At 56.0% G+C, this 24,861-nt stretch carries 22 protein-coding genes; 5 read left to right on the forward strand and 17 right to left on the reverse strand.

Features of this window, described 5'->3' with window-relative positions:
- Positions 1–73 precede the first annotated feature (73 nt).
- Positions 74–478: a hypothetical protein gene (locus J4D97_RS19930; protein ID WP_208309099.1), complete on the forward strand. Its 405-nt coding sequence runs from the start codon at positions 74–76 to the stop codon at positions 476–478.
- A gap of 245 nt (positions 479–723) precedes the next feature.
- Here the strand turns inward: J4D97_RS19930 and J4D97_RS19935 are convergent, their stop codons facing one another.
- The 11 genes from J4D97_RS19935 to dapF form a co-directional block, all read right to left on the reverse strand.
- Entirely contained in the window at positions 724–2,229 is a 1,506-nt protein-coding gene (locus tag J4D97_RS19935; protein WP_185281321.1) for a Do family serine endopeptidase, read from the reverse strand.
- 186 nt (positions 2,230–2,415) lie between these two features.
- Entirely contained in the window at positions 2,416–2,868 is a 453-nt protein-coding gene (locus tag J4D97_RS19940) for an Hsp20/alpha crystallin family protein (RefSeq protein ID WP_208309100.1), read from the reverse strand.
- A gap of 228 nt (positions 2,869–3,096) precedes the next feature.
- Positions 3,097–3,918, reverse strand: a complete 822-nt coding sequence (locus J4D97_RS19945; RefSeq protein WP_208309101.1) for a hypothetical protein — start codon at positions 3,916–3,918, stop codon at positions 3,097–3,099.
- Positions 3,919–3,946: 28 nt separating this feature from the next.
- Positions 3,947–5,146: a M20 metallopeptidase family protein gene (locus tag J4D97_RS19950; protein ID WP_208309102.1), complete on the reverse strand. Its 1,200-nt coding sequence runs from the start codon at positions 5,144–5,146 to the stop codon at positions 3,947–3,949.
- A 42-nt stretch (positions 5,147–5,188) separates the two neighbouring features.
- Positions 5,189–5,728: an SPOR domain-containing protein gene (locus tag J4D97_RS19955; protein ID WP_208309103.1), complete on the reverse strand. Its 540-nt coding sequence runs from the start codon at positions 5,726–5,728 to the stop codon at positions 5,189–5,191.
- Positions 5,706–6,386 (reverse strand): deoxyribose-phosphate aldolase, encoded by a 681-nt coding sequence (gene deoC, locus J4D97_RS19960; RefSeq protein ID WP_208309104.1) that lies wholly within the window; start codon positions 6,384–6,386, stop codon positions 5,706–5,708. The genes J4D97_RS19955 and deoC overlap by 23 nt, the downstream gene beginning before the upstream one ends.
- A 149-nt stretch (positions 6,387–6,535) precedes the next feature.
- Complete coding sequence (gene secA, locus J4D97_RS19965) at positions 6,536–9,940, reverse strand: preprotein translocase subunit SecA (RefSeq protein ID WP_208309105.1); 3,405 nt, start codon at positions 9,938–9,940, stop codon at positions 6,536–6,538.
- 303 nt (positions 9,941–10,243) lie between these two features.
- Positions 10,244–11,425: a UDP-galactopyranose mutase gene (gene glf / locus J4D97_RS19970; RefSeq protein ID WP_185281328.1), complete on the reverse strand. Its 1,182-nt coding sequence runs from the start codon at positions 11,423–11,425 to the stop codon at positions 10,244–10,246.
- Between the two features lie 53 nt (positions 11,426–11,478).
- A complete protein-coding gene (locus J4D97_RS19975) occupies positions 11,479–12,738 on the reverse strand; it encodes a glycosyltransferase family 1 protein (protein ID WP_208309106.1) in 1,260 nt (419 codons plus the stop codon).
- Positions 12,739–12,876: 138 nt separating this feature from the next.
- On the reverse strand, positions 12,877–13,440 hold the full coding sequence (locus J4D97_RS19980; protein WP_185281330.1) for a GNAT family N-acetyltransferase: 564 nt from the start codon (positions 13,438–13,440) through the stop codon (positions 12,877–12,879).
- A gap of 171 nt (positions 13,441–13,611) precedes the next feature.
- Positions 13,612–14,421 carry a diaminopimelate epimerase gene (gene dapF, locus J4D97_RS19985; RefSeq protein WP_208309107.1) on the reverse strand — a complete coding sequence of 270 codons (810 nt, stop codon included), beginning with the start codon at positions 14,419–14,421 and terminating at the stop codon, positions 13,612–13,614.
- A gap of 50 nt (positions 14,422–14,471) precedes the next feature.
- Between dapF and J4D97_RS19990 the strand changes: the two genes are divergently transcribed.
- From J4D97_RS19990 to J4D97_RS20000, 3 genes are all read left to right on the forward strand, one after another.
- Entirely contained in the window at positions 14,472–15,353 is an 882-nt protein-coding gene (locus J4D97_RS19990; protein WP_208309108.1) for a class I SAM-dependent methyltransferase, read from the forward strand.
- Between the two features lie 97 nt (positions 15,354–15,450).
- On the forward strand, positions 15,451–16,398 hold the full coding sequence (locus J4D97_RS19995; RefSeq protein ID WP_208309109.1) for a phosphatase: 948 nt from the start codon (positions 15,451–15,453) through the stop codon (positions 16,396–16,398).
- A 75-nt stretch (positions 16,399–16,473) separates the two neighbouring features.
- The gene (locus J4D97_RS20000) at positions 16,474–17,535 is read left to right on the forward strand and encodes an Ldh family oxidoreductase (RefSeq protein ID WP_208309110.1); all 1,062 of its coding nucleotides are present in this window, start codon (positions 16,474–16,476) and stop codon (positions 17,533–17,535) included.
- Positions 17,536–17,613: 78 nt separating this feature from the next.
- On the opposite strand, the gene J4D97_RS20005 is transcribed toward J4D97_RS20000, so the two are convergent.
- Positions 17,614–18,453, reverse strand: coding sequence for a murein L,D-transpeptidase catalytic domain family protein (locus J4D97_RS20005; protein WP_208309111.1), 840 nt, complete (start codon positions 18,451–18,453; stop codon positions 17,614–17,616).
- A gap of 611 nt (positions 18,454–19,064) precedes the next feature.
- Here J4D97_RS20005 and hscA point away from each other — a divergent pair.
- Positions 19,065–20,924, forward strand: coding sequence for a Fe-S protein assembly chaperone HscA (gene hscA / locus J4D97_RS20010; protein WP_185281336.1), 1,860 nt, complete (start codon positions 19,065–19,067; stop codon positions 20,922–20,924).
- Positions 20,925–21,067: 143 nt separating this feature from the next.
- On the opposite strand, the gene J4D97_RS20015 is transcribed toward hscA, so the two are convergent.
- The 5 genes from J4D97_RS20015 to J4D97_RS20035 form a co-directional block, all read right to left on the reverse strand.
- The gene (locus J4D97_RS20015) at positions 21,068–21,463 is read right to left on the reverse strand and encodes a hypothetical protein (protein WP_185281337.1); all 396 of its coding nucleotides are present in this window, start codon (positions 21,461–21,463) and stop codon (positions 21,068–21,070) included.
- 120 nt (positions 21,464–21,583) lie between these two features.
- Positions 21,584–21,898, reverse strand: a complete 315-nt coding sequence (locus J4D97_RS20020; protein ID WP_185281338.1) for an FtsB family cell division protein — start codon at positions 21,896–21,898, stop codon at positions 21,584–21,586.
- 162 nt (positions 21,899–22,060) lie between these two features.
- A complete protein-coding gene (gene eno, locus J4D97_RS20025; RefSeq protein WP_185284346.1) occupies positions 22,061–23,332 on the reverse strand; it encodes a phosphopyruvate hydratase in 1,272 nt (423 codons plus the stop codon).
- A 195-nt stretch (positions 23,333–23,527) separates the two neighbouring features.
- The gene (gene rplQ, locus J4D97_RS20030) at positions 23,528–24,127 is read right to left on the reverse strand and encodes a 50S ribosomal protein L17 (RefSeq protein ID WP_208309112.1); all 600 of its coding nucleotides are present in this window, start codon (positions 24,125–24,127) and stop codon (positions 23,528–23,530) included.
- Between the two features lie 203 nt (positions 24,128–24,330).
- The coding region (locus J4D97_RS20035) for a DNA-directed RNA polymerase subunit alpha (protein WP_279592465.1) at positions 24,331–24,861 on the reverse strand (531 nt) is incomplete at its 5' end.

Consider the following 24,861-nt stretch of genomic DNA (forward strand, 5'->3'; position numbering starts at 1 on the left):
AGCAGTAGAATAGGGGAAATAATATATTCAACAAAATGCGTAGATTACCTAACCCACCTCTTTTTTACCCCCTATGCACTCCCCCACCTGCTCCCTCGCCTACCGCCCCGACTTGGGGTCCCTCATCGTGCGCTGGCCCGACGATGCGCCCTTCCCTACCCTGCAAGCCGACTTTGAGGCCATTCTGGCCGTAGCCGAGCAGAACGGCACGGCTCGCTGGCTGCTCGATGTGCGCCGTCGCGCCCACCTCGACCCACAGCTCGGCGACTGGACCACCCGTATCTTCTTCCCGCACGCGGCCGCCCGGCTGGCTCCGCAGGCGCTGCGCCTGTCGGTGCTGTGCTCTCCGGCACGCATGGCGGTGTATGCGGCCAGCGCGGAGCAGCAGAGCTACCTGGCCCACGGCATTGCCCACCAGGCTTACCAGATGCACCTCGTGTGCGACGAAGGCAAGGCCATGGAATGGCTACTGGAATAGGCAGCACCTGATTGAAGAATATCCCGTTACTATCAAGCCTCTCCCGCTATCTATTTCTTTCGGGACTTCCGCACGAATCGTCTGCCGGTCCAACGCCAGAAGCGTCTAACTGGTTGCTGTCTACTGACGTTGCACGAATGATCTGCGAACGTGGCAAACGACTCGTGCGGAAGTCCTGCCGTCACAAAAAAAGCTCCCAACCATGCGGTTGGGAGCTTTTTGTTTTGTTACAAGCAAGACATTGTTTAGCCGGCCTGCCCAATGGGGTAGTAGGCTTCGCGGCCGTCGGGGTACACGCCTTTCAGGAGTACGCCTTCGCTGTCTTTGGCCGCTTCGAGGTAGCGTTGCACATCCTGCGGTTTGGATACTTTGTGCTTGTCAATCTCCGTGATGATGAAACCATCGGCAATACCCGTGCGGCGGAAGTTGCTGCTCCGAATGCCGGTGATTTTCACACCACCTTGCAGGTCCAGCTTGCTGGCTTCCTGGCGCGATACGGCACTGAGGGTAGCACCTTCATACTTCACACTGGCAGCGGCCACTTCCTCACGCACGATATCGGTGGTGCCGGTGGCGTTATGTAGGGTAGCGGTAGCAGTGCGGGTGTCGGAGCCGCGCAGGTAGCTTACCTTTATCTTGTCGCCGGGGCGGAAGCGGGCCACCTGCTCTTGCAGTTGCGAGGAGGTATTCACGCTTACTCCGTTGATAGAGGTGATGATGTCGCCCTCTTGCAAGCCCGCGGCGGCGGCGGCGCTTCCTTTGTTGGCACCGGCTACATATACCCCATTGAGGCTGCTCAACTTCTTCTCGGCGGCCAGCTGGGCATTCACCTCCTGGATATTCACACCCAACAGGGCGCGTTGCACCACTTTGTACTTCAGCAGGTCGTCTACCACCTTGCTCACAATAGAACTAGGCACGGCAAATGAATAGCCTTCAAACGCACCCGAGTGCGAGGCAATGGCCGAGTTAATGCCAACCAAGTCGCCTTTCAGATTCACAAGCGCACCGCCCGAGTTACCGGGATTCACCACGGCGTCGGTCTGCAAAAACGACTCGATGCCCATGTTGTCCTCGCGGCGCAGGATGTTGATGTTGCGGCCTTTGGCGGAGATAATACCAGCTGTGACGGTGGAATTCAGGTTGAAGGGGTTGCCCACGGCCAGTACCCACTCGCCAATCTTCACGTCGTCGGAGTTGCCGTAGCGCACGAAGGGTAGGTTGTCGGCTTCCACCTTCAGCACAGCAATGTCCGTAGTAGGGTCAGCGCCTACCAGCTTAGCTTTGAACTTGCGCTTATCGTCCATCACCACCTCAATCTTATCGGCCTTCTCAATCACGTGGTTGTTCGTGACGATGTAGCCGTTGGCGGCAATGATAACTCCGGAGCCCGAGCCCATCTGCGGGCCGCGCTGCTGGTGGTAGCCCCGCATATCTTCACCAAAGAACTGACGCAGGAACGGGTCCATACCCGACTCGCCTTGTTCCTGGCTTATTTTCGGAGCGTATTCTGTCATCACGTGCACCACAGCGGGCGTCACGGAAGCGGCAGCAGCCACGAAGTTCAGGCCTTCGGGCACGGCATAGTTAGAAGAGCGCAGTGCGCTGGTATAACGAACATTGGGGTCGGCGGCTACCACTTGCTGCGGGGTGTCCACGGTGGGTTCCAGCAGTTTGTAACCACCCACGGCCACGCCCCCGCCCAGGATAGCGGAGCCTACGAGGCCGAGCATCATTTGTCTTGCTTGCATGGGATAGAAAGAGGGTTGGAAATTGAAAACAGTCTTAAAGTAGAAATTCTAAATGACAAAACCATGAACGACCGGCCGTTTTGGTTGGCTAACGGAGGAGCCCGGCCGCTTGGTATAGGTTGCATTAAAACAACGCTATATCAAAGAAAAAAGCTCCGTGCGGAGCCTTTTTCTTGAGTCAAATAACTAGCGTACTTCGATGTGGTGCTTGGTCACTTTGTCGGTGTCGAAGGGCAGTTGCACGTGCAACAAGCCGTCGGTCAAATCAGCCACAATGGCCTTGGTATTCACCGTGTCGGGTAGGCGGAAGCTGCGAGTGAAGGTGCCGTAGCTGGTTTCTACCCGGCGGAAGCGGGGGGCGTTGTCCTCGCCCTCGGCGGCCACCGGAGCTTTGCGCTCTCCTTTGATGGTGAGCTTGCCTTCCTCCACATCGAGGCTCAGGCTGTCTTTGGCCACGCCGGGCACTGCCAGCACCAGTTCATAACCATCTTTCGACTCCAGCACATCAGTGCTCGGTACAAACGAAGTGGCGGGCTCAGTAGCAGCCGGCAGCGTTTCGCGCAGCAGCTCGTTGAAGACCGTATTGAAGGGGCGCGCCGGACGGCGGGCGGGCAGGTTGTTATAAAGCAGAGTTGCCATATTGGTACTGTAGAAGTTAAGGTTTAAGGAGGAACTACATCGTGTTCCTACCCCTATTCTATAAATTCTATACCAACGGCTATCTGCGCTATATTTTAATGACTTTTTGTCTCATTATAAATAATATAGCAGTCATAGGCATGAAATGTTTTCAGTATATAATAGCCATACTACTCATATAAGCACTTTCATCAAAATTTACCGTACGCCATAATGTCACTATACTATTTAGTGTTGGGTAGGTAACTGGCGCCTCTCAAACATGCTACCACCCCGGAATAGTGTGAAGCGCGCATCCAGCCCTAGCACGGGCGTTATAAGGTTACTAGCTCCAGCCGCTCGGGTAATGTTCCCATCCTTATCTAAACGTGCTAACGCAAAAATATAGGTGGTTTGATATCCAAACCATGGGGTAAAGTCGAAGCGGTTGGAGAGGCGTATACCTACCTCCGCACGGGCATAACCGAAGTCAATAAACCGCTCTTTCAGTTGAGTAGCTTCGTCACGCTGGAAACGTAGGTAAGCAGTAGCCTGATATGCAAGACGTGGCCGCAGCACTATCTGTTCTCCTACCGGCACCAGTCGATCCAAGTCGAGGCGCAGGCTCGTCTGAGCGCGGCTCTCGCTGCCCGGTGTACCAAGTACTTCGTACGTCACGCCTAGACGCTGCCGGAAATTGAACCCGCCGAACGTATTCCAGTGCCGCACAAATAGCTCCGGCGTAAGGTCAGCATAGACTCTGCTTACATCACTGCCGTTACGATAAACAGAATACGCATCCACGCCCAATGTAGCGCCGCCACTCCATTGCGCATTCCAGAATTTCTCATACCCCAATAAAACACCCAACCGCTCCAATCCATCACCATCGCTAGTGGGATTGATAGAATTACGCAGACTCACTAGCAGGTAATCGTCACCATGCAGTGCATACTCGGCTTGTAGCTGTGGCAATAAGCGTATATCGTTCACAGTACGGTACTGGGCAACGGCGCTAGTAGCCAGTAGAAATAGCCCGGCCAGCAGGGCAAAGGGGATAGCGAATTTCATAAAACACGGTGGATATAACAGCAGCAACTTATTTGGCTGGCAGCGCGGCCAACTCGTGCAGCGCCAGCCACGCCATCAGGCCAGGCCCTACCTCTAAAGCCTGCTTGTCGATGTCGAAGGTTGGCGTGTGTACGGAGGCCGCGTAGCGCCCGTCGGCAGCGCGGGTGCCCAGGCGGTAGAAGCAGGCATCGGATACCTGTGAGTAGTAAGCAAAGTCTTCGGCGGCCATCCACTGGTCTAGTTCCACCACGTTGTCGGCGCCGAGGTAGGCTTCGGCGGCTTGGCGGGTGCGGGCCGTGAGGCGGGGCTCGTTTTCGAGGTAGGGGTAACCGCGGCGGATTTCCAACTCGCAGGTGGCACCCATGCTGGCAGCCAAGCCTTCGCAAAGCGTACGCAGGTGCTGGTGCGCCTCGTTGCGCCACTCTTCGTTCAGGGTCCGGAACGTTCCCTCGATATACACCTCATTGGGAATGACGTTGGTAGCGCCATTGGCAATCACCTTCCCAAACGACAGCACCGAGGGCAGCTTAGGACTGGCCCGCCGACTCACAATCTGCTGGGCCGCCACAATAATGTGGGCCGCTACCACCACCGGGTCGATGTTTTGCTCGGGCATGGCGCCGTGGCCGCCCTTGCCACGCACAGTGAGGTACAGTTCGTCGGTACTGGCCATGTAGCGCCCAGCCCGCAGCCCAATTTTGCCAGCCGGCAAATGCGGAAACACGTGCTGGCCCAGCACACTCTGCGGCCGCGGGTTTTCCAACACGCCATCCTTGATCATCAGCGAAGCGCCACCGGGTAGTAATTCCTCGCCGGGTTGAAATAGTAGCTTGATAGTACCCTCAAACTCGTCGCGCACTTGCGTGAGAATGCGGGCCGCGCCCAGCAAAGAGGCTGTGTGTACATCGTGCCCGCAAGCGTGCATCACGCCGGGGTTGGTCGATTTGTAGGATACCTCGTTCTGCTCCTGGATGGGTAGGGCGTCCATATCGGCCCGCAGGGCTACTACCCTACTTGCGGGGTTGCGGCCTTCGATAAGAGCCACCAAGCCAGTTCCCGCTACCGGCTGCGGCTCTATGCCCAACTGGCGCAGTTGCTCTGCCACGTAGGCTACCGTATTGGTTTCCTGGAAAGAAAGTTCGGGGTGAGCGTGCAGGTGCTCCCGCACGGCTACGGTATCGGCAGCGTACGCGGCGGCCAGTTGCTGAATTTTCTCGGGCTGAATCATATGTACAAAAGTAGGGCGAAGTTTGGCTTTGCCCTACCTCGCCTATTGCCCCCCTTTACTCAACAGCACCTGTGCCGCCTGCAACTCTGCTTTGGGAGCCAATGGTTTGAGGCGCAACAACGCCTGCTCGGCTTCCAGGCGGGTAAGGTAGTCGCCAATATACAGCCGGTACACCGGCTGTTTGAAGGTCAAGTAATCTGTTTCCTCAGGATAGCGGCTGATAACGGACCGCCGCACGGCCATAGCCTGGTCACGCTCTAGGCCTGCATAGGCCAAAATGCGGTAACCTTGCGCATACTTCACGTTCAGGTTGGCAGCAGCTTGGTCGCGCAAGCGCTGCTCAATCTGTGCATTCACCTGGTTGGTAGGCACTACCGGCTTTTTGGGTGCCGAGGCTGGGGTAGCAGCTGTGGTAGCAGGCGCTTCAAATACGGGGCGGTACTTGCTTAGGTCCTCGGCCGGCGTGCGCCGGGTGGTATCGGAACGAGAGGCAGTGGGTGCCGAGGGAGAATTGGTGGCACAAGCTGCCACTACGAACAAAGTCGGCAGCAGGAGCACGTTACGGAATAGGCGTTTCATCATGCAGGTCCAGCAGGGCAATGCTGTTAGAGGAGCCAATACGGTCGGCACCGGCCGCAACTAAGGCCAGCGCCGCCGCGCGGGTACGAATGCCCCCGGAGGCTTTAATACGGATAGAGCCCGGCAAATGACGACGCATCAATCGGATATCTGCTACCGTAGCCCCTCGGTTGGCATAGCCAGTGGAAGTCTTCACGAAATCTACCTCTGCCTCGGCGCAGAGCTGGCAAGCCAGCACTATTTCCTCGTCGGAGAGCAGAGCGGTTTCGATAATGACTTTCAGCTTGGCACCGCGCAGGTGGCAAAGTTCTGCTATTTCCCCGATTTCCTCCTCTACCTCCGTGTACTGCCCCGAATGGAAAGCCGCCATGTTCATCACCATGTCAATTTCCTTGGCGCCATCGTTCAGGGCCTGATGCGTTTCGAAGAATTTCACCTTCGCCAACTGATACCCCAGCGGAAAACCTACCACTGTGCACACGGCCACCCCCGAGCCGGCCAGCTTGCCGGTAGCCCGGCGCACAAAGCACGGTGGCACGCAAACCGAGGCGAACCCATAATGGGCGGCTTCAGTGCAAAGCTTATCGATATCAGCCTGCGTGGCGTCGGGCCGGAGGAGCGTATGGTCGATACGGTGCGCAAGCGTGGTAGTCACTTCCATGAGGGCGAACAGGTTAGCATTCGGTTAACAGGGGGGCTATACTCAATAACTGTGCAAAGAATACGCAGGGCGTTGGTCGTTCCGAAAACAAACAGTGGCAGAAGGAATAAATCCAACTGCCACTGAGTAATTTATGCAGGTAGAATCGCTTACGCTTCCTCTACTAATACGCACCGACCGCTGGCCAGATCGTCCTCTACAGTCTTATATTTCACGTCGCTTACAATGCGGCCGTCCATGTACTGCACGCTCACCTTCTCGTTGCGATTCGCGATTTTCTGCACCCGCACGGGTTGCTGTTTTTCCAGTACTACCGGCTCGTCGGGACCCATGTCTTCCGGACCAGCGCCCAGCGAGATAGACGACACTTCTTTCTGCGCTTTCAGCTTGGGCGCGGGCGCAGGTGCTGGCAACTTGTCTTCCACGTAGAACTCGGGCTCCTCAGCCTGGCCGTTCTGCTGGTTGGGCACGTCGGCGTGGAACAGGAACGTGACGGTTTCCTCGTTCACCTTGCCAATCATCTGCTTAAACAGCTCGAACGACTCAAACTTGTACACCAAGAGCGGGTCTTTCTGCTCGTACACCGCGTTTTGCACTACCTGCTTCAGGTCGTCCATGGCACGTAGGTGCTTGGTCCAGGCGTCGTCAATCACAGCCAGCACCACTACCTTCTCCATGCCCCGAATAATTTCGTGGCCCTGGGTGGCCTGGCTACGGCGCAGGTTAGCCACGGCGTTTACCTGCTTGCGGCCGTCGGTGAAGGGAATGGCGATATTTTCAAACGGCGCATTCTGGTTGATCAGGTCGTTGATCAGGGGCAGGTTGTGCGAGGCGATGAAGTCGTTTTTGCTCTGGTAGTAGCCCAGGGCTTCGTCGTAGAGGGCCTGCGCGAGCTGGTTCGCCTGCATGCCGCTGAGTTGCTGGGCCGTCAGGTGCGTGTCGTAGCCAAACACGCGGATGATGGCCAGCTTGAAGTCCTCGAAGTCGTTGGTGACTTTGTGGCTGGTTACTACGTCGTCGCAAACGTCGTAAATCATGTTCCAGATGTCCAGCTCCAGACGCTCGCCGAACAGGGCGTTGCGGCGGCGCTTGTACACCACTTCACGCTGGGCATTCATCACGTCGTCGTACTCCAGCAAGCGCTTGCGGGTGCCGAAGTTGTTTTCTTCTACCTTCTTCTGCGCGCGCTCAATAGAAGAGGTAATCATGGAGTGCTGAATCACTTCACCTTCCTCCAGACCCATGCGGTCCATGAGCTTGGCGATGCGGTCGGAGCCGAACAGGCGCATGAGGTTGTCTTCCAGCGACACGAAGAATTGCGAAGAACCTGGGTCGCCCTGACGACCAGCACGACCGCGCAGCTGGCGGTCTACCCGCCGCGACTCGTGCCGCTCGGTGCCGATGATGGCCAGGCCACCCGACTCCTTGGCGGTGCCGCGCAGCTTGATGTCGGTACCGCGGCCGGCCATGTTGGTAGCGATGGTCACGGTGCCGGGGTTGCCGGCGGCGGCCACAATCTCGGCCTCGCGCTGGTTTTGCTTGGCGTTCAGTACCTGGTGCGGAATACCGCGCAGCTTCAGCATGCGGCTTACCAACTCCGAAATTTCAACGGAAGTGGTACCCACCAGCACTGGCCGACCAGCCTGCACCAGCGTCTGAATTTCCTCGGCTACGGCGTTGTACTTCTCGCGTACCGTTTTATAAACTTTGTCGTGCTCATCGTGGCGGGCGATGCCGCGGTTGGTCGGAATCACCACCACGTCGAGCTTGTAGATTTCCCAGAACTCGCCGGCCTCGGTTTCGGCCGTACCCGTCATGCCGCCCAGCTTGTGGTACATGCGGAAGTAGTTCTGGAGCGTAACAGTAGCGTAGGTTTGGGTGGCGTCTTCCACGCGCACGTTTTCCTTGGCCTCAATGGCCTGGTGCAAACCGTCGGAGTAGCGGCGGCCTTCCATCACGCGGCCGGTCTGCTCGTCCACAATCTTCACCTTGCCGTCGTCGGTCAGGATGTACTGGTCGTCGCGCTCAAACAGGGTGTAGGCTTTCAGCAGCTGGTTCACCGTATGCACCCGTTCCGATTTGTCCTGGTAGTCCTGCATCAGCTGATCTTTCTGGTGCAGCTTGTCCTCGTCACCAAGGGTCTTGTTCTGCTCAATAGCGGCAATTTCGGAGCCGATATCGGGCATGATGAACAGGTGCGGATCTTCGCCCTGGGCCGTAATCAGGTCGATGCCTTTTTCGGTCAGCTCAATCTGGTTGTTTTTCTCGTCGATGGTGAAGTACAGCGGCTCGTCGGCCTTGGGCATCTGGCGGGCGTTGTCTTGCAGGTAGAAGTTCTCTGTCTTCTGCATCACAGCACGCATGCCGGTTTCCGACAAGAACTTAATCAACGGCTTGCTCTTGGGTAGGCCGCGGTGGGCGCGGAACAGCATCAAGCCGCCCTGCTCCTCTTCGGGACCCGTATTGCCTTCCTTGATGAGCTTGCGGGCCTGCACCAGGTAGTTCTGCACCAGCTTGCGCTGGGCATCCACCAGCATCTGAATACGAGGCTTCAACTGGTAAAACTCGTGCACATCACCACGAGGCACGGGGCCGGAGATGATGAGCGGCGTCCGAGCGTCATCAATCAGTACGGAGTCCACTTCGTCCACAATCGCAAAGTGGTGCTTGCGCTGCACCAGTTCCTGCGGGTCGCGGGCCATGTTGTCGCGTAGGTAATCGAAGCCGAACTCGTTGTTAGTGCCGTAGGTGATGTCGGCCAGGTAGGCCTGCCGGCGGGCATCGGTGTTGGGCTGGTGCTTGTCGATGCAGTCCACCGTGATGCCGTGGAACTCGAACAGCGGCGCGTTCCACTCCGAGTCACGCTTGGCCAGGTAGTCGTTCACCGTTACCAAGTGCACGCCCCGACGGGCCAGCGCATTCAGGAACGAGGGTAAGGTTGATACCAACGTTTTGCCTTCGCCCGTTGCCATTTCGGCAATTTTGCCCTGGTGCAGCACCACGCCGCCAATCAGCTGCACATCGTAGTGCACCATGTCCCAGGTGATGTCGGCGCCGGCGGCCGTCCACGTGTTCGACCAGGTAGCCTTGTCGCCCGAGATGGTGACGTTCTTCTTGCGCTGCGAAATTTCGCGGTCAAAATCAGTAGCCGTTACGACTAGCTGGCCGTTCTCCTTATAGCGCCGGGCGGTTTCCTTCACGATGGCAAACGCCTCGGGTAGGACTTCCAACAGCACCACTTCCAGATCTTTGTTGCGCTGCTTTTCCAGATCATCAATCTGGTCGAAGATAACTTCTTTCTGGGCAGCGTCTAGGTTAGGCTCGTCGGTAATGCGCTGGTGCAGGGTGCCCAGTTGGCCATCAATGGCGCTCAGGCGCTCATCAATTTTGGCGCGTACCTCGTTGGTGCGCTGGCGCAGCTGGTCGTCGGAGAGCGGTGCCAGTTTGGCATACTCGTCGTTCACGAGTGCCACGTATGGGATAATCTCCTTCAAGTCCCGGTCCGATTTGGTTCCGAAAAGCTTGGCGACGGTCTTCCCTAGAAAGTCAAACATGCTGGTAGTATAGAAAATGAAACGCCGGGGCGCACCTCAAATTTACAGATTTTCGAGTAAAACCCGACCAAGCGCGGCCCTGTTCCTCAAAACGCTAAAACCCCGACACTTCAAAGAGTGTGCGGGGTTTTCGTTTGCTGAAAAGGTGTCAGGTGGAGAGACGATGGTGAAGTTGTAAAAGATCTGTCATCCTGAGCAGAGCGAAGGACCTTCTCACGCCAGAACGAGTCATTGTTATGATAATCGTTCAAATGTGAGAAGGTCCTTCGCAAGCTCAGGATGACAGCCGGCTCTTAACGCAACCTACGCTTTCGGCTTGGCTGGATCGCGGGATACCAACTTTTCAACCAGCGAGGTCGAGCCGGAAATGGCAGGCTTCTTAATTGCCTCGTCTGATTTTTCCGTCAGCTTCTTGTACAAGGTCAAAGCCTGAGCTACTACTTGGTCCATGTTGTAGTACTTGTAGGTAGCCAAGCGGCCTACGAAGTGTACGTTGGGCGTTTCCTCGGCCAGCTTCTTATACTTGTTGTACAGTTCCGCGTTTTCGGCCATTGGAATGGGGTAGTATGGGTCGCCCTCAGCTTGTGGGTACTCGTACACCAGCGCCGTTTTGGGGTGCTCTTGGCCAGTGAGGGCCTTAAACTCGGTGATGCGCGTGTAGAGGTTGTCGTTGGGGTAGTTCACTACGGGCGCGGCCAAGTGCTTTTCCTTGCTCAGGGTTTCGTGCTTGAACTCCAGTGAGCGGTAGGGAAGCTTGCCAAACTTGTGGTCGAAATACTCGTCTACCGGACCCGTGAAAATCATTTCCTTGAACGGAATGAAGTCGATGACCTCGTGGTAATCCGTGTTCAGCATGATCTTGATGTTGGGGTGGTCCAGCATCTTCTCAAACATGCGTGTGTAGCCGTGCAAGGGCATGGCCTGGTAGGTATCGGTGAAATACCGGTCGTCGCGGTTGGTGCGGGTAGGCACACGGCTTGTTACCGACTTATCCAACTGCGAAGGGTCGAGGCCCCACTGCTTGTTGGTGTAGTTCTTGAAAAACTTGTTGTACAGCTCGCGCCCTACCTTGCTCACTACCACATCCTCTGAGGTCTTGATATTGGCTACCGGCTCGGCCACCGAGGCAAAGAACTCTTCTACCTGAAAGCTGGTCAGGTTTAGGCCATACAGCTTGTTGATAGTGTCCAAGTTAATCGGCATCGGCACAAACTGCCCGTCTACCGAGGCCAGCACGCGGTGCTCGTAGGGACGCCACTCCGTAAAGTTGCCCAGATAATCGAATACGTCCTTGGAATTGGTGTGGAAGATGTGCGGACCGTACTTGTGGATCAGGATACCTTCTTCGTTGTAATGATCATAGGCGTTGCCGGCAATATGACTACGCTTATCAATGATGAGTACTTTCTTGTTGGAACGAGTGGCTAGCCGCTCGGCCAGCACGCTGCCGGCAAACCCGGCCCCGACGATGAGATAGTCAAACATAATAGAGGGGTGTTTTGGGTTGTATGTAGAAATGTTAGTGTAGGAGCAGGTGCTTATAAACGCTCGTCGGGGGTAGGGCTGGCAGCCGAATCTTCTGAGGTCGGATTTGTTTTGCGCTCTATGCGGTCCTGCATGAGCTTCACCATTTGCTCCCAGGTTAAATCCCAGGAAATGGTACCGAGGTACTCGTCGGTGCGCTGACGCCAGTCGGCATCCTGGTGTTGCTGCAAGGCTTTTTCAATGCCTTGGGCAAACTCGTCGGCAGTGGACGCAATGTGCACCAGGTTCAGGTCGCCGTAGGGCCGCACCACATCGCGGATGGGTGTGCTCACCACCGGGCGGCCAGCAGCCAAGTATTCGGGCGTTTTGGTAGGCGAAATAAACTTGGTGCTTTCATTGTCGGCAAACAGGAGCGTTGCTACATCCCAACCCCGTAGGTAGGCGGGTAGTTCCTGATAATCTTTGCCGCCGAGATAATGAATATTGGCGGTGCGCGGCAGGCTAGCCGGGTCGATTTTTACCACGGGCCCGATAATGACAAATTGCCATTCGGGATGGGCTTCGGCCAATGCACCCAGCAGTTCAATGTCCAGGCGCTCGTCTACTACCCCAAAAAAACCAACGCGCGGGTGCGCAATGCCGGCCTGGTCAGCTGGCTCGGGCATCTCCTGGCGGGCTTGTCCGAAATGCTCCTTATCGATGCTGCTCGGGAAGGGGTGCGCGTCGCGGTGCTGCTGGCTCTTGGCTTCGTAGAGCGTGTGCCCGCCGGTGAATACTAGGTCAGCTTTGCCAAATAGCTCTTGCTCTCGTTCACGCAAAGTGGGCGGCGCGAACTTAAAGGCGGCCAGCTCGTCCATGCAGTCGTACACGGTCAGCAGGGGCTTAAACTGGCGCGACTTGTCCAGCGCCATGGGCGTGTAGTACCAAAAAATATAATTTTCGATGCTGTTTTCGCCAAAAAAGCGGGCCAATAGCTCGTATTGTACTTGGTTGCTGTGTGCCTCATCGAGGCCGTGGGGTAGGTGCGCTACTACTACCTTCAGCCCATTCTGCCGGTCCTTGATTTCGAGGTGCGGCTCCACCTGATCGGGGTGAACAAAGGCATCTTCGACGTAGAACACGCGGCCTTGCTGCGCGAACCGCGACAACAAGTGCTGGGGGCGCTGCCATACAAAATCCCAGTGCAGGTGCGCAAAACACACCAAATCAGGCACGGTGGTATCGTTGGTAGCGGGAAGAGGATGTAAAACAGGAACGGAAGCGGCAGCTACAGTATCGCGCGCAGGTTCTTTGGCCGAAGGCGGAGACGGCATGTACAAAAGCAGTAAAAAAGTAGAGGATGGCCCACGTACAGCAGATCTCACACTTACCTGTAGCGTAGTATTTCTGACATACGGAGTTGCCAACAAAAAGATATTGTTGAGCTAGGGCAATTCCGTGGGCTTTTTCCGCTACTGTTTAGCTTTTTCCTCAAATGCTGCTTCGGGGGATGCGGGTGCCGTGAGCACCCGCTGAAATTCTACGGCATCGTCCCAGCTAGTGGGCGTGCGCAGCCAATCGCGCCGGACGCCCACGCGCCGGAAACCCGCCGCCCGAAACAGGCGCAAACTGGCCGTGTTGCGCGCCGATACGGTGCAGTACAACTGGTGTAGGCGCAGGGTGTGGTAGGCGTAGTCGAGCACTAGCTCCAGGGCCGCCAGCGCAAAACCTTGCCGCCGCTCGGTGGCCAGGATGGTGATGCCTACCCCCGCGCGTTGGTGCAAGGGGTCGTAGTTGAAAAAATCGAGCGTACCAATGGGCCGCTCATCTTCGGTGGCACAAATCACCAGGCGTAGCTGGCGCACCTCGTGCCAATCGGCGGCGGCGTGGTCGAGGTAGCGGCGCAGCATGTAGCGCGACACGGGCGCCAGCGTGTCAGACACGCCCCAAATCACGGGGTCGTTTTCGAGTTGATAGAGAAAGTCTAAATCCGATTTTTCCAGCGCCCGCAAGCTCACTAATGGACAACGCAGCATCAACTCAAAATAGAAATTCGCGAATAGAGACTAAACTACTGGTAATAAGACGAGCCAAAAGAACGTCATTTCGACCGCAGGGAGAAATCTCGCGTGCTGACATCAGGTAGTATCTACCATCAGCACGCGAGATTTCTCCCTGTGGTCGAAATGACGTTCTTTTGAGCCAAGCTACGCTATTTCGATGGTTCCGTCGAACACGCGGGTAGCGGGGCCGCTGAGGTAGATATTGGTAAACGAGCCGTCAGAATGCGTCTGGAAGGCCACGCGCAGGTCGCCGCCGGGTGTGCGCAGGTGCACGGGGCTGCCGGCACCGCGCCGTGAGGCGGCCAGCGCTACGGCCGTTACGCCGGTGCCGCAGCTCTGAGTTTCGTCTTCTACCCCGCGCTCGTAGGTGCGCACCTGCCAGGGCGCATCAGGCGCGCTAGGTTCTTCCACGAAGTTGACGTTGGTGCCTTTATCGGCGTAGAGCGCGCCATAGCGCACGGCCCTACCCTCAGCAAACACATTGAAGGCAGCCAAGGACTCAGCGGGTAAGAACCGTACGAGATGGGGCGAGCCGGTATTCAGAAATACACCGTCGTGAGCCGCTACTTCTTCTTGCCCGGCTACGTCCTGCATACGCAGGTGCACGGTGCCGTCGGCGTCGATACTGGCCTCGTGGGGGCCGTCGGCGGCCAGGAAACGGGCGGTGGTATCAATTACGCCTACCTGGCGGGCAAAGGCTACGGTGCAGCGTCCGCCGTTGCCGCACATAGAGCCCAGATGCCCGTCGGCATTGAAGTACACCATCTCGAAATCGTACTCGGGATGCAGACGCAGCAAAATCAAGCCATCCGCCCCAATGCCGCGGCGCCGGTCGCAGAGGCGGTGCACGAGCTGGTGGTTGGCGGCGTCGAACTGATTGGCCCGGTCATCTACCATCACGAAGTCGTTGCCGGTGCCTTGGTACTTGAAGAAGGAAAGCTGCGTGGTCGTCATGTTGCAAAGATACGGCGCGGCGTTCTACCCTACTCCCTACCTTTGTGGCTATGTACTCTTTCCTTACCACCGGCACCTGGCCTGACTACGAACTGCTGGACGCAGGCAACTTCGAGAAACTGGAGCGCTTCGGCCAATACATTCTGGCCCGACCCGAGCCGCAGGCTATCTGGGATCCGCACCTGCCGGCTTCGGAGTGGCAGCGCGCCCACGCTACTTTCACCCGCGAGAAAGGCAGCCAGGAACGCGGCCAGTGGAAGCTGAAGCCCAGCATGCCTGAGCAGTGGGTAATCAATTACGATCAGGGCGACCTGCACCTGAAATTTCGGTTGGGCTTGTCGTCGTTCAAGCACGTGGGGCTGTTTCCGGAGCAGGACCCCAACTGGCGTTTTATATTCGAGCAAACCAAAAAGCGCCGTGCCCCTACCCCGCGGGTGCTGAACCTGTTTGCCTACACGGGTGCCGCTACCCTGGCCGCCCGCGCCGCCGGTGCCGACGTGACGCACCTCGACTCGGTGAAGCAAGTAAATTTCTGGGCCCGCGACAACATGGAAGCATCGGGCATTGACGGTGTGCGCTGGCTGGTGGAAGATGCCATGAAGTACGTGCGCCGCGAGGTGAAGCGGGGCAACAAATACCAGGGCTTGATCTTGGACCCGCCCGCCTACGGCCGCGGCCCCAACGGCGAAAAATGGCAGCTGGAAGACGAACTGAACGAGATGCTCAAGCTCTGCCGCGAGTTGCTAGACCCACAAGATCATTTCTTTCTGATTAACCTGTATTCGCTGGGCTTTTCGGCGTTGATTCTGGACAATCTGACCACCGCCATCTTCGGCGTGTCGGCTGGGCAGCGCGAAATCGGGGAAATCTACCTGCACGACCAAGGCCAGCGCAAGCTGCCGCTGGGCACCTTCTGCCGATTTGCTACCTAGGAGCACGTTGCGCGCCCCTCGTTGAACAACTGTTATTTTGTCCTGTCCCTAGCCAAAACGCACCCAAAAACAATGGGTGCGTAACGTGCCCCTACCTATGCACCCAACCCGCCACCGTCGCCTTGCCCTGATTGATATGGGCACTAATACCTTTCACCTGCTGATTGTGGAGCTGCCCGAGGCTGCGCATGTAGCGCCCAAAACGTTGCTGAGCACCAAAGCCGGCGTGAAGCTGGGCGAAGGCGGGGTGAGCAAGGGCGAGTTGCAGCCCGCCGCCATGGACCGTGCCCTGCATACGCTACAAGGCTTCAAAGAGGAAATAGAACTGCACCAAGTAACCGAAGTGCGCGCCACTGCCACCAGCGCCGTGCGCGTGGCCCGCAACGGCCGCGAGTTTGTGCAGCTTGTGTTCGAGGAAACGGGCATTCAGGTAGACGTTATAGACGGCGCCCGCGAGGCCGAGCTGATTGCCTACGGCATCCGGCAGGCCGTGCCACTGGGTAGTACTCGCCATTTACTGATGGACATTGGCGGCGGCTCGGTGGAGTTTATCATTGCCGATGCCGATACCATTTTCTGGAAGCAGAGCTTCGAGATTGGCGGGCAACGGCTGCTGGACCAGTTTTTCCGCCACGACCCCCTCCTACCCTCTGATATTGCCGACGAGCAGGCCTACTTGGCTACCGCGCTGGCGCCCCTTACGGCGGCTGTGCAGCAGTACCAGCCTACGGTGCTGGTAGGCTCGTCGGGCACCTTCGATACGCTGGCCGACATGCACGCCGCCCGTGTGGGCGAGCCGCGCCCTACCCCACCGCCGGCTACTACCCTCTCGTCGGAAAGTTTCTACGAAAGCTACCGCCTATTCCGCACCCTGGATAATGCTGGCCGTCGTGCCCTACCTGGTATGCTGCCTATGCGCGCCGATATGATTGTGGTGGCCAGTGTCCTTATCGACTACGTGCTGCAAACCTATAGTCTCACGCAGATTATTGCCTCGGCTTACGCTTTGAAAGAAGGCATGCTGGCAGAGATGTTGGCGTCATAGCAACCCTGTCATGCTTCGACTCCGCTACGCTGCGCTTAGCATGACGTTCTTTCACAGAAATAGCTTCACAACCACATGACCTTCTCCTACAACCATCTTTTCACCTTCACCGAAAACGTGTTCCGCAGCATGGGCTGCCCGCAGGCCGATGCGACCCTAGCCACCGAAAGCCTGCTGGCGGCCGACTTGCGCGGAGTAGACTCGCATGGTGTGGCGCGGCTGATTGGCTATGTGCGACTTTGGGAAGCCGGCCGCATCAACCCTACCCCCCGCGTGGGAGTCACCTACGAAACGCCCAGTACGGCCGTGGTGGATGGCGACGGAGGCCTGGGCCTGGTGGTAGCGCCCAAGGCCATGGAGGTGGCTATTGAGAAAGCGCGCGTGGCGGGCACGGGCTGGGTATCGGTGCGCAACTCCAACCACTTCGGTATTGCGGGCTACCATGCCATGAAGGCGCTGGCGCACGATATGATTGGGCTGGCCATGACCAACGCCTCGCCCCTGGTGGCTCCTACCCACTCCCTCGACCGATTGCTGGGCACTAACCCCATTGCCGTAGCCATTCCGGCCGCTGAGCAGCCCGACTTTGTGGCGGACTTTGCTACCACTACTGCTGCCAACGGCAAGCTGGAAATTCTGCAACGCAAGAACCAACCCGCCCCTACCGGCTGGATTCAGGACAAGGACGGCAACGTATCAACCAACCCGAATGAGCTAAAGGATGGTGGCGCCCTACAACCGCTGGGCGGCGAAACCGGCTCACACAAGGGCTACTGCCTGGGTAGCGTGGTCGATATTTTTTCGGCAGTGCTCAGCGGAGCCAATTACGGGCCGTGGGTGCCGCCCTTCGTGGCGTTTCTGCAACCGCCCGTCGATCCGGTGGGCCAGGGCATTGGGCACTTCTTCGGGGCGATGCGCGTAGACGCCTTCCGCCCCGCCGACGAGTTCAAAGCACACATGGACAATTGGATTTCCACCTTCCGCAACGCCCGCGCCGTGCCTGGCCAGCAAGTGCTTATTCCTGGCGACCCAGAGCGCGAATCGTCGACCAAGCGGCTGCTGGAAGGCATTCCGCTTCTCGACCCCGTGGTGAAAGACTTGGAAACTGTAGGGCAGAAGTTTGGGATTACTTTGTAAAAACAACCTGTGCTACCAACGCAAACAGCCGCCGCGAATTTTTCGCAGCGGCTGTTTACGATTAGGAGTAGTCTGAAATTAAATCAGTTGTCCTGTATTAGAATTTGCAGCGGCCAGGGCCTGTGCGGCTACGTTTTGATCAAGGTAGTGCGAACTGTAAGAAGCATCGTTGCCGTTCAAAAACAAGCACGTATGCCCGCCTACTGCATCAATAATCTGTGCGTATTGGTCCATGGGTAAGGCCGGGCAACCCAGGCTGCGACCCAAACGGCCATACTGCCGAATAAAGTCTTCGCTCACATAATCGGCGCCGTGCATCACAACGGAGCGCTTCAGCGCATTGTCGTTGTAGCCTTCATCGAGGCCTACCAGCTTCAGAGAGCGGCCATGTTTACCCACGTACTCAGCCTGCGTCACATAGAAACCCAAGCTGCTCATATTCGACTCGTTTTCGTTGGAAAAGTTGGTCGCCATGTTTTCGCCAGAGTTGTGGCCGTGCGCTACCAGCGTGTGGAAAAGTACTTGTTTGCTGTCCAGGTCCAGCACCCACAGGCGCTTTTCAGTGGAAGGTAGGCTGAAATCGATAACCGTCAGGCGGTCTTTCTCACCCAGCTTATCGGCCTTTTTTAAGTTGAGGTAGCCGGTCATAGCTTTCTCAAACACACCGAATTGCATACCCTGCGCTTCCAAGTTCATATCCTGATACAGCTTGTCGAACCGCTGATTCAGGAAAGTGGCGCGCATCTCCTCGGCCGTGGGTAGGGTTTGGTGCGTACGAGCGCGCGCCAGCGTTTTGCTGACGGGTGCCGCTACCGGCGTGGCCAGAAACAAGGCGGCCACAAAAGGCATAATTCGACGCGTGAGCCGCTTGGCCCGGCGCTTCAGTCGCTGACGATGTACTACACTCGGCTTTTCCATTGGGAGTAAGGTTCTTACTGGAAGAAAAAAGCACCAACACATTTGCCTGGTGCTTATCTGCTCCTATACGAACAATGTTAACGGATGATTCAGTTTCCGCCTACTTCATTTTATTAGGACGACCCTATATTGTCATGGCATCTTCCAGAGGCCTTTTCGACTAGCTTCGCCACCAAAAAATTTAAAAAGACGCGCCTGTATTCAGCTTCATGTAAAACGGCCACCCACCATACGATGCAGCTCCTACACAGGGGTAATTTTGCCGCATAGCTGGCGTTTAGTCTCGAACCATGCCTTGTTCCACTTGCTATTGAACAAGTTCGCGACCCAGGCCCCTACTTGAAAGCGGCACAGTATAGCTTAGCACTACTTCTGAAATTCTATTCATTAAGTAATCTGGCACCTTCTATCTCACGGTAGGGTAAGCACAAGGAAAATACTTCCCTTTGGGAATATCACCCCGAGATTGACCAACTGCCCAACTACCCCGGCGTTGTTTCTTCGTTACTTTTGCGCGCCCGCACCGGTTCTTTTATTCGTATAGGTAATCAAACACCTATACTCCTACCGTTCGCCTCATCGCGCGCTTGGCGCGCTGCTTTTCGCATCTTATGGCTAAAGTCGCAATCAACCTCTCCACCGGGAGCCTGCAACAGGAAGAAATTATTGTTGGAATTGATCTGGGTACTACCAATTCGCTGGTGGCCTACATTCACCCGGAAACCCGCCAGCCCGTGGCCATCAACGACCAAGGCCGAGGCACTATTGTGCCGTCGGTAGTGCACTTCCCGACCGATGGTACCGCGCCTATTGTGGGTACCGAGGCCAAGCAATATTTGCTTACTGACCCGCAGAACACGATTTACTCGGTGAAGCGCCTGCTAGGAAAAGCCTATCAAGACCTAGGCAACCACGCCGACCAGCTGGGCTACAAGATTATCGATGATAATTCGGAAGGCTTAGTACAGGTACGGGTAGGTGAACAGTTCTACTCGCCCATCGAGTTATCGGCGGAGATTCTGAAAGAGTTGCGCCAGCGCGCTGAGCACGCCCTGAAAACGCCCGTTAACCGCGCTGTTATCACCGTGCCGGCGTATTTCAACGACTCGCAGCGCCAAGCTACCCGCGACGCGGGCCGTTTGGCAGGCTTGGAGGTGCTACGTATCGTGAACGAACCTACCGCCGCCGCACTGGCTTACGGCATCGGTCTCTCGCCCGACGAGGAAAAAACTGTGGCCGTTTATGATCTGGGAGGTGGCACGTTTGATATCTCAATTCTGCGCATTCAGCAAGGCATTTTCGAAGTACTAAGCACCAACGGCGACACCTACCTCGGTGGCGACGACCTCGATCAGGCCATCTACCACTACTGGGCTACCGAGTACCAGCTCTCTCCCCTGTTGTTCCAAAACGTAACGGCTCAGCAGCAACTACGCCTGTTGGCCGAGCAGGCCAAACGCCACCTCAGTCAAAACGACGAGTTTGAGGTGATATTTGATGAGGTGCGCCTACCCTTAAGCAAGGCGAAGTTCAATGAGCTAATCACACCTCTGGTGCGCCGAACAATGGATGCTTGTCAGCAGGCCTTATCCGACGCGAAACTCACCCCCAAAGACCTGGATGCGGTGTTGCTGGTAGGCGGCTCTACCCGTGTGCCCTTGGTATACGATTCTGTATCGGCCTTTTTCCAACAGCCCGCCAATAATTCGCTGCACCCCGATGAAGTGGTAGCCTTAGGGGCCGCCATTCAAGCCGACATCCTGGCCGGAAACCGCCGCGACGTGCTTCTACTCGACGTAACGCCCCTCACGCTGGGCATCGAAACCATGGGCGGTTTGATGGACTCCATCATCCCGCGCAACTCCAAGATTCCGACCAAGGCTGGCCGCCAGTATACCACTTCTGTGGATGGGCAAGTCAACCTCAAGGTATCTGTGTACCAGGGCGAGCGAGATTTGGTGAAGGAAAATCGCAAGCTGGGAGAGTTCGTGCTGAGCGGCATCCCGGCTATGCCCGCCGGCCTACCCAAGGTAGATGTCAACTTTATCTTGAACGCCGACGGTATTCTGAAGGTAGAAGCTATTGAACTACGCTCAGGCGTCAGCCAACAAGTCGAAATCAAGCCCCAGTACGGCCTCACCGACGAGCAGGTAGAGAAAATGCTTATAGACTCGCTCACTTACGCCCGCGACGATGTATCGGCCCGCATGGTGATTGAGGCCCGCACCGCCGCCGACCAGCTGCTGTATCAGGTAGAGCGGTTTGTCAACAAGAATTCGCAATACCTCGAAGAAACGGAAATCACCCAAACGGCGGCCCTCACCGAAGTTCTGCGCGAAAGCCTCGCCACCAACGACAAGGATACCATCCTGAAGGCCATGGACACGCTGGAAGAATACACCCGCCCCTTCGCCGAGCGCGTGATGAACATTTCTATCAAACAAGCTATGTCGGGCAAGAAAATAGAGTAGGAAACTTCTTGTCATCCTGAACGCAGCGGAGCGCAGTGAAAGACCTTATCACGTCAAGACGAGTCGTTGGCACGTCAGTCGTTCTAGCGTGATAGGGTCTTTCACTGCGCTCCGCTGCGTTTAGGATGACAGTGTTTCCTACTCTATTTTCTTTTCTGTTTCTGCGGCGCCGGCACCATCCCAAACGTCAGCACCTGAGTAGCGGTCGAATCTCGGAAGCTAACGTCTAACAGCACCTGCGGCTTTGGCCGAAGCGTGTCGCTGGCAAAGTGGAATTGGTAGAACGGATGCGCCTTCTGATCGTCGCCAATGCGAAACCCTAGCTTGTAGAGCGTGATGCGCGGCCCAAACCGCTTTCCTTGCTCATACAGTACGCGGCTATCCGTACGGAACTGAGCGGTAGTCAAGCGTTGGCGGGTTTCGGGAGTCAGGAGGGGGTAGGCGTCGCGGTATTTGCCTTGCAACACCGTCAGCAAGAACTTCCGCGTCAGCTGCACTTGCGACGCTTTTTTAGGAGGTAGCTCCGCTGCCAGCAGCAAGCTACCACAAACGAATAATAGACAGGTAAAAAGAGCTGTTCGCAACAACTGGGTAAAATAGACCATGTCCTTGTTACTGCAAAAGCCGGTGCTGCGTTGGCTGGCACCGGCTTTTGCGGCTTATTCTTCCTCCTGCGGCACTAGAATGAACACGTCTTCTCCCGGCCGTTTCATGATATACTTTTCGCGGGCAAATTTTTCTAGCAGTTCAGGGCTACTCAATAGTTCGGCGCGGTCCTGCTTCACCTGCTCAATATTTTTAAGGTAGTAATCACGCTCGGTTTGCAAATCGCGCCATTTGGCGTACATATCGTATTGCTTCACCAAGTCATTAGCATCGAAGACGAACATCCACACCAAAAAGCCCATTCCCGCCAAGAAGTAGAAACTGCGCAAAAAGCGGGGCACACGGTGAAATACGTCGAGCAGGCTCATAGCAAGTAGAACAAGGTAGGAAACGCCCCAAAGCAGGCGCCTACCACAAATATCAAGATTTCAGTTGATACCGCTGACAACAAAAACGGCACCGCCGCTCGAAAGCAACGGTGCCATTCTCATGGAATCAGTGAAATCCTGCTAAGCAGCAGAACCCGTGATTTACATTTTTTTGCCGGGGAAGTAAGCAGTTTCGCCTAGTTCTTCCTCAATGCGAAGCAACTGGTTGTACTTAGCCATACGGTCGGAGCGCGAAGCAGAGCCCGTCTTAATCTGACCCGTGTTCAGCGCTACGGCCAGGTCAGCAATAGTGCTGTCTTCCGTCTCGCCCGAGCGGTGCGACATGATGCTCTTGTAGCCATTGCGACGGCCCAGGTTCACGGCATCAATCGTCTCGGTGAGGGTACCAATCTGGTTTACCTTGATGAGAATGGAGTTGGCAATCTTCTCGTCAATACCACGCTGCAAGCGCTCTACGTTGGTCACAAACAAGTCGTCGCCTACCAACTGGGTAGTCGAGCCGATGCTGTCGGTCAGGCTCTTCCAGCCGCTCCAATCGTCCTCGTCCATACCATCCTCAATGCTGATGATGGGGTACTTCTTGGTCCAGTCGGTCCAGTAAGCTACCATTTCCGAAGAAGTCAGCTTATCGCCGGTGCTCTTCTTGAAGTGGTAGTGACCATCGGAGTAGAACTCTGATGCCGCGGCGTCCATGGCAATCATTACGTCGTCACCGGGCTTGTAGCCAGCTGCCTCAATAGCTTGTAACACTACTTTAATAGCGTCTTCGTTGGATTTGATGTTCGGTGCAAAACCACCTTCGTCACCCACGTTCGTGCTCAGTCCCTGCTTTTTCAGCACGTTTTTGAGGTTGTGGAAGATTTCAGTGCCCCAGCGCAGCGCTTCCGAGAACGAAGGCGCACCGACTGGCATGATCATGAACTCCTGAAAGTCGATGGAGTTATCGGCGTGCGAGCCGCCGTTCAGAATGTTCATCATGGGCACGGGCAGCGTATTAGCCCCTACCCCACCTACATAGCGGTAGAGTGGCATACCGGCATCCTGCGCCGCCGCACGAGCAGCAGCCAGCGATACGCCCAAAATGGCGTTGGCACCCAGGTTTGCCTTATTCGGTGTGCCATCCAGCTCGCGCATGATTTTGTCGAGCAACGCCTGTTCATACACCGAGAAACCAATCAGTTCTTCTGCAATCTTGGTATTCACGTTGTCCACAGCCTTCAGCACGCCTTTGCCCATGTACTTCGACTTATCGTCGTCGCGCAGTTCTACGGCTTCGTGCTTACCCGTGCTGGCACCCGAAGGCACGGCAGCCCGACCAGTAGCGCCAGAATCTGTCGTCACGTCTACTTCCACGGTAGGATTACCGCGAGAGTCAAAAATCTGCCGAGCGTGAATGGAGGTGATAATGCTCATGTTGAAAAGTATGAGAGGTTGAAAAGTGGTAGGGTAGCCGCCAGCTGTTGAGCGAAACAGCAGCAAACGGGGTGTTTTGGTGGGGCAAGGTAAGAAATTCGACAGGGAAGCTGTACTCTTCTTATCCATGCCGTGTAGGCAAACAACAAAAAAGGACTGGCTTGCGGCCAGTCCTTTTCGTTTCAGAGCAGTTGCTTACGAAGCAGCTTCTTCGTCACGCTCCTGTGCTTCTTCGCGGCTTTCACCTTCTTGCACAGTGGTGGTAGGGGTATCTGCGGGAGCCGAAACTTCCACAGTAGCATTCGGAGCAATAGCTTCACCGCTTACTTCAGTGGCGCTGGTAGTGGTATCATCGGTAGCTTTCTTACCACCACGACGCGAACGGCGGGTAGTCGTCTTAGCTTCACCGGCGTTCTTCGCCTCTAGTAGCGTTTCATTGTAGTCTACAAGCTCAATGATGCACACTTCAGCGTTGTCGCCCAGACGGTTCTGGCTCAATTTGATGATGCGGGTGTAACCACCCGGACGGCCAGCAATTTTAGCCGCTACGTCGCCAAACAGTTCTTTGATAGCTTCTTTGCTTTGCAAGGTAGCAAATACGGTACGACGCGAGTGCGTAGTATCATTCTTTGCCTTAGTCAGCAGCGGCTCTACGAACTGGCGCAGGGCTTTAGCTTTTGCTACCGTCGTGGTCAGACGCTTGTACTGAATCAGCGAAATTGCCATGTTCGACAGCATCGCATTGCGGTGGGACGTAGTACGACCCAAGTGGTTGATAGATTTACCGTGACGCATAAAAGAGAGAAAATGTAAGCTTGCGGATGCCGGCCACGGCGGGTAAGCAGCCTAGCTGCCTCCACATTAGTACCGACGCCCCTCAGGGCTTACTGGTGAAAAAAGTGTGTATTCTGTAATAAGTGAATAGCCGAATGGCCGAACCGTTGGCGGTATGCTCATCGAGCAACCTCTTAACAGTCCAGCCATTCGGCTATTCAAGACTAGTCTTCGTCGAGGCGATATTTGCCCAGATCCATCCCGAAAGTCAGACCCTTTTCCTCCACGAGGTTTTCCAACTCCGTCAACGACTTCTTACCGAAGTTGCGGAACTTCATCATGTCGCTCATGTCCAGCTGCACCAAATCGCCTAACGTTTTGATGTCGGCAGCCTTGAGGCAATTGTAAGCACGCACGCTCAGGTCCATATCCGCCAATGGCGTTTTCAAAACCTTGCGCATGTGCAGCGTCTCTTCGTCTACAGTTTCTTCTTCTTCGGGCTTAGCCGATTCAAAAGTCATCGTATTATCAGAGAACAGCATGAAGTGCTGAATCAGAATGTTGGCAGCACCTTTCAGTGCTTCCTCCGGATGGATTGAGCCGTCAGTTTGAATCTCAACCAACAGACGCTCGTAGTCTGTCTTCTGCTCTACGCGGGTATTTTCAATGCTGTATTTCACGTTTTTGATAGGCGTGAAAATCGCATCAATAGCAATCTGACCGAAAACCTGATCGGTTGGCTTGTTTTCTTCAGC

Origin of the sequence: Hymenobacter defluvii, assembly GCF_017589435.1 — a bacterium.
GTDB lineage: Bacteria > Bacteroidota > Bacteroidia > Cytophagales > Hymenobacteraceae > Hymenobacter > Hymenobacter profundi.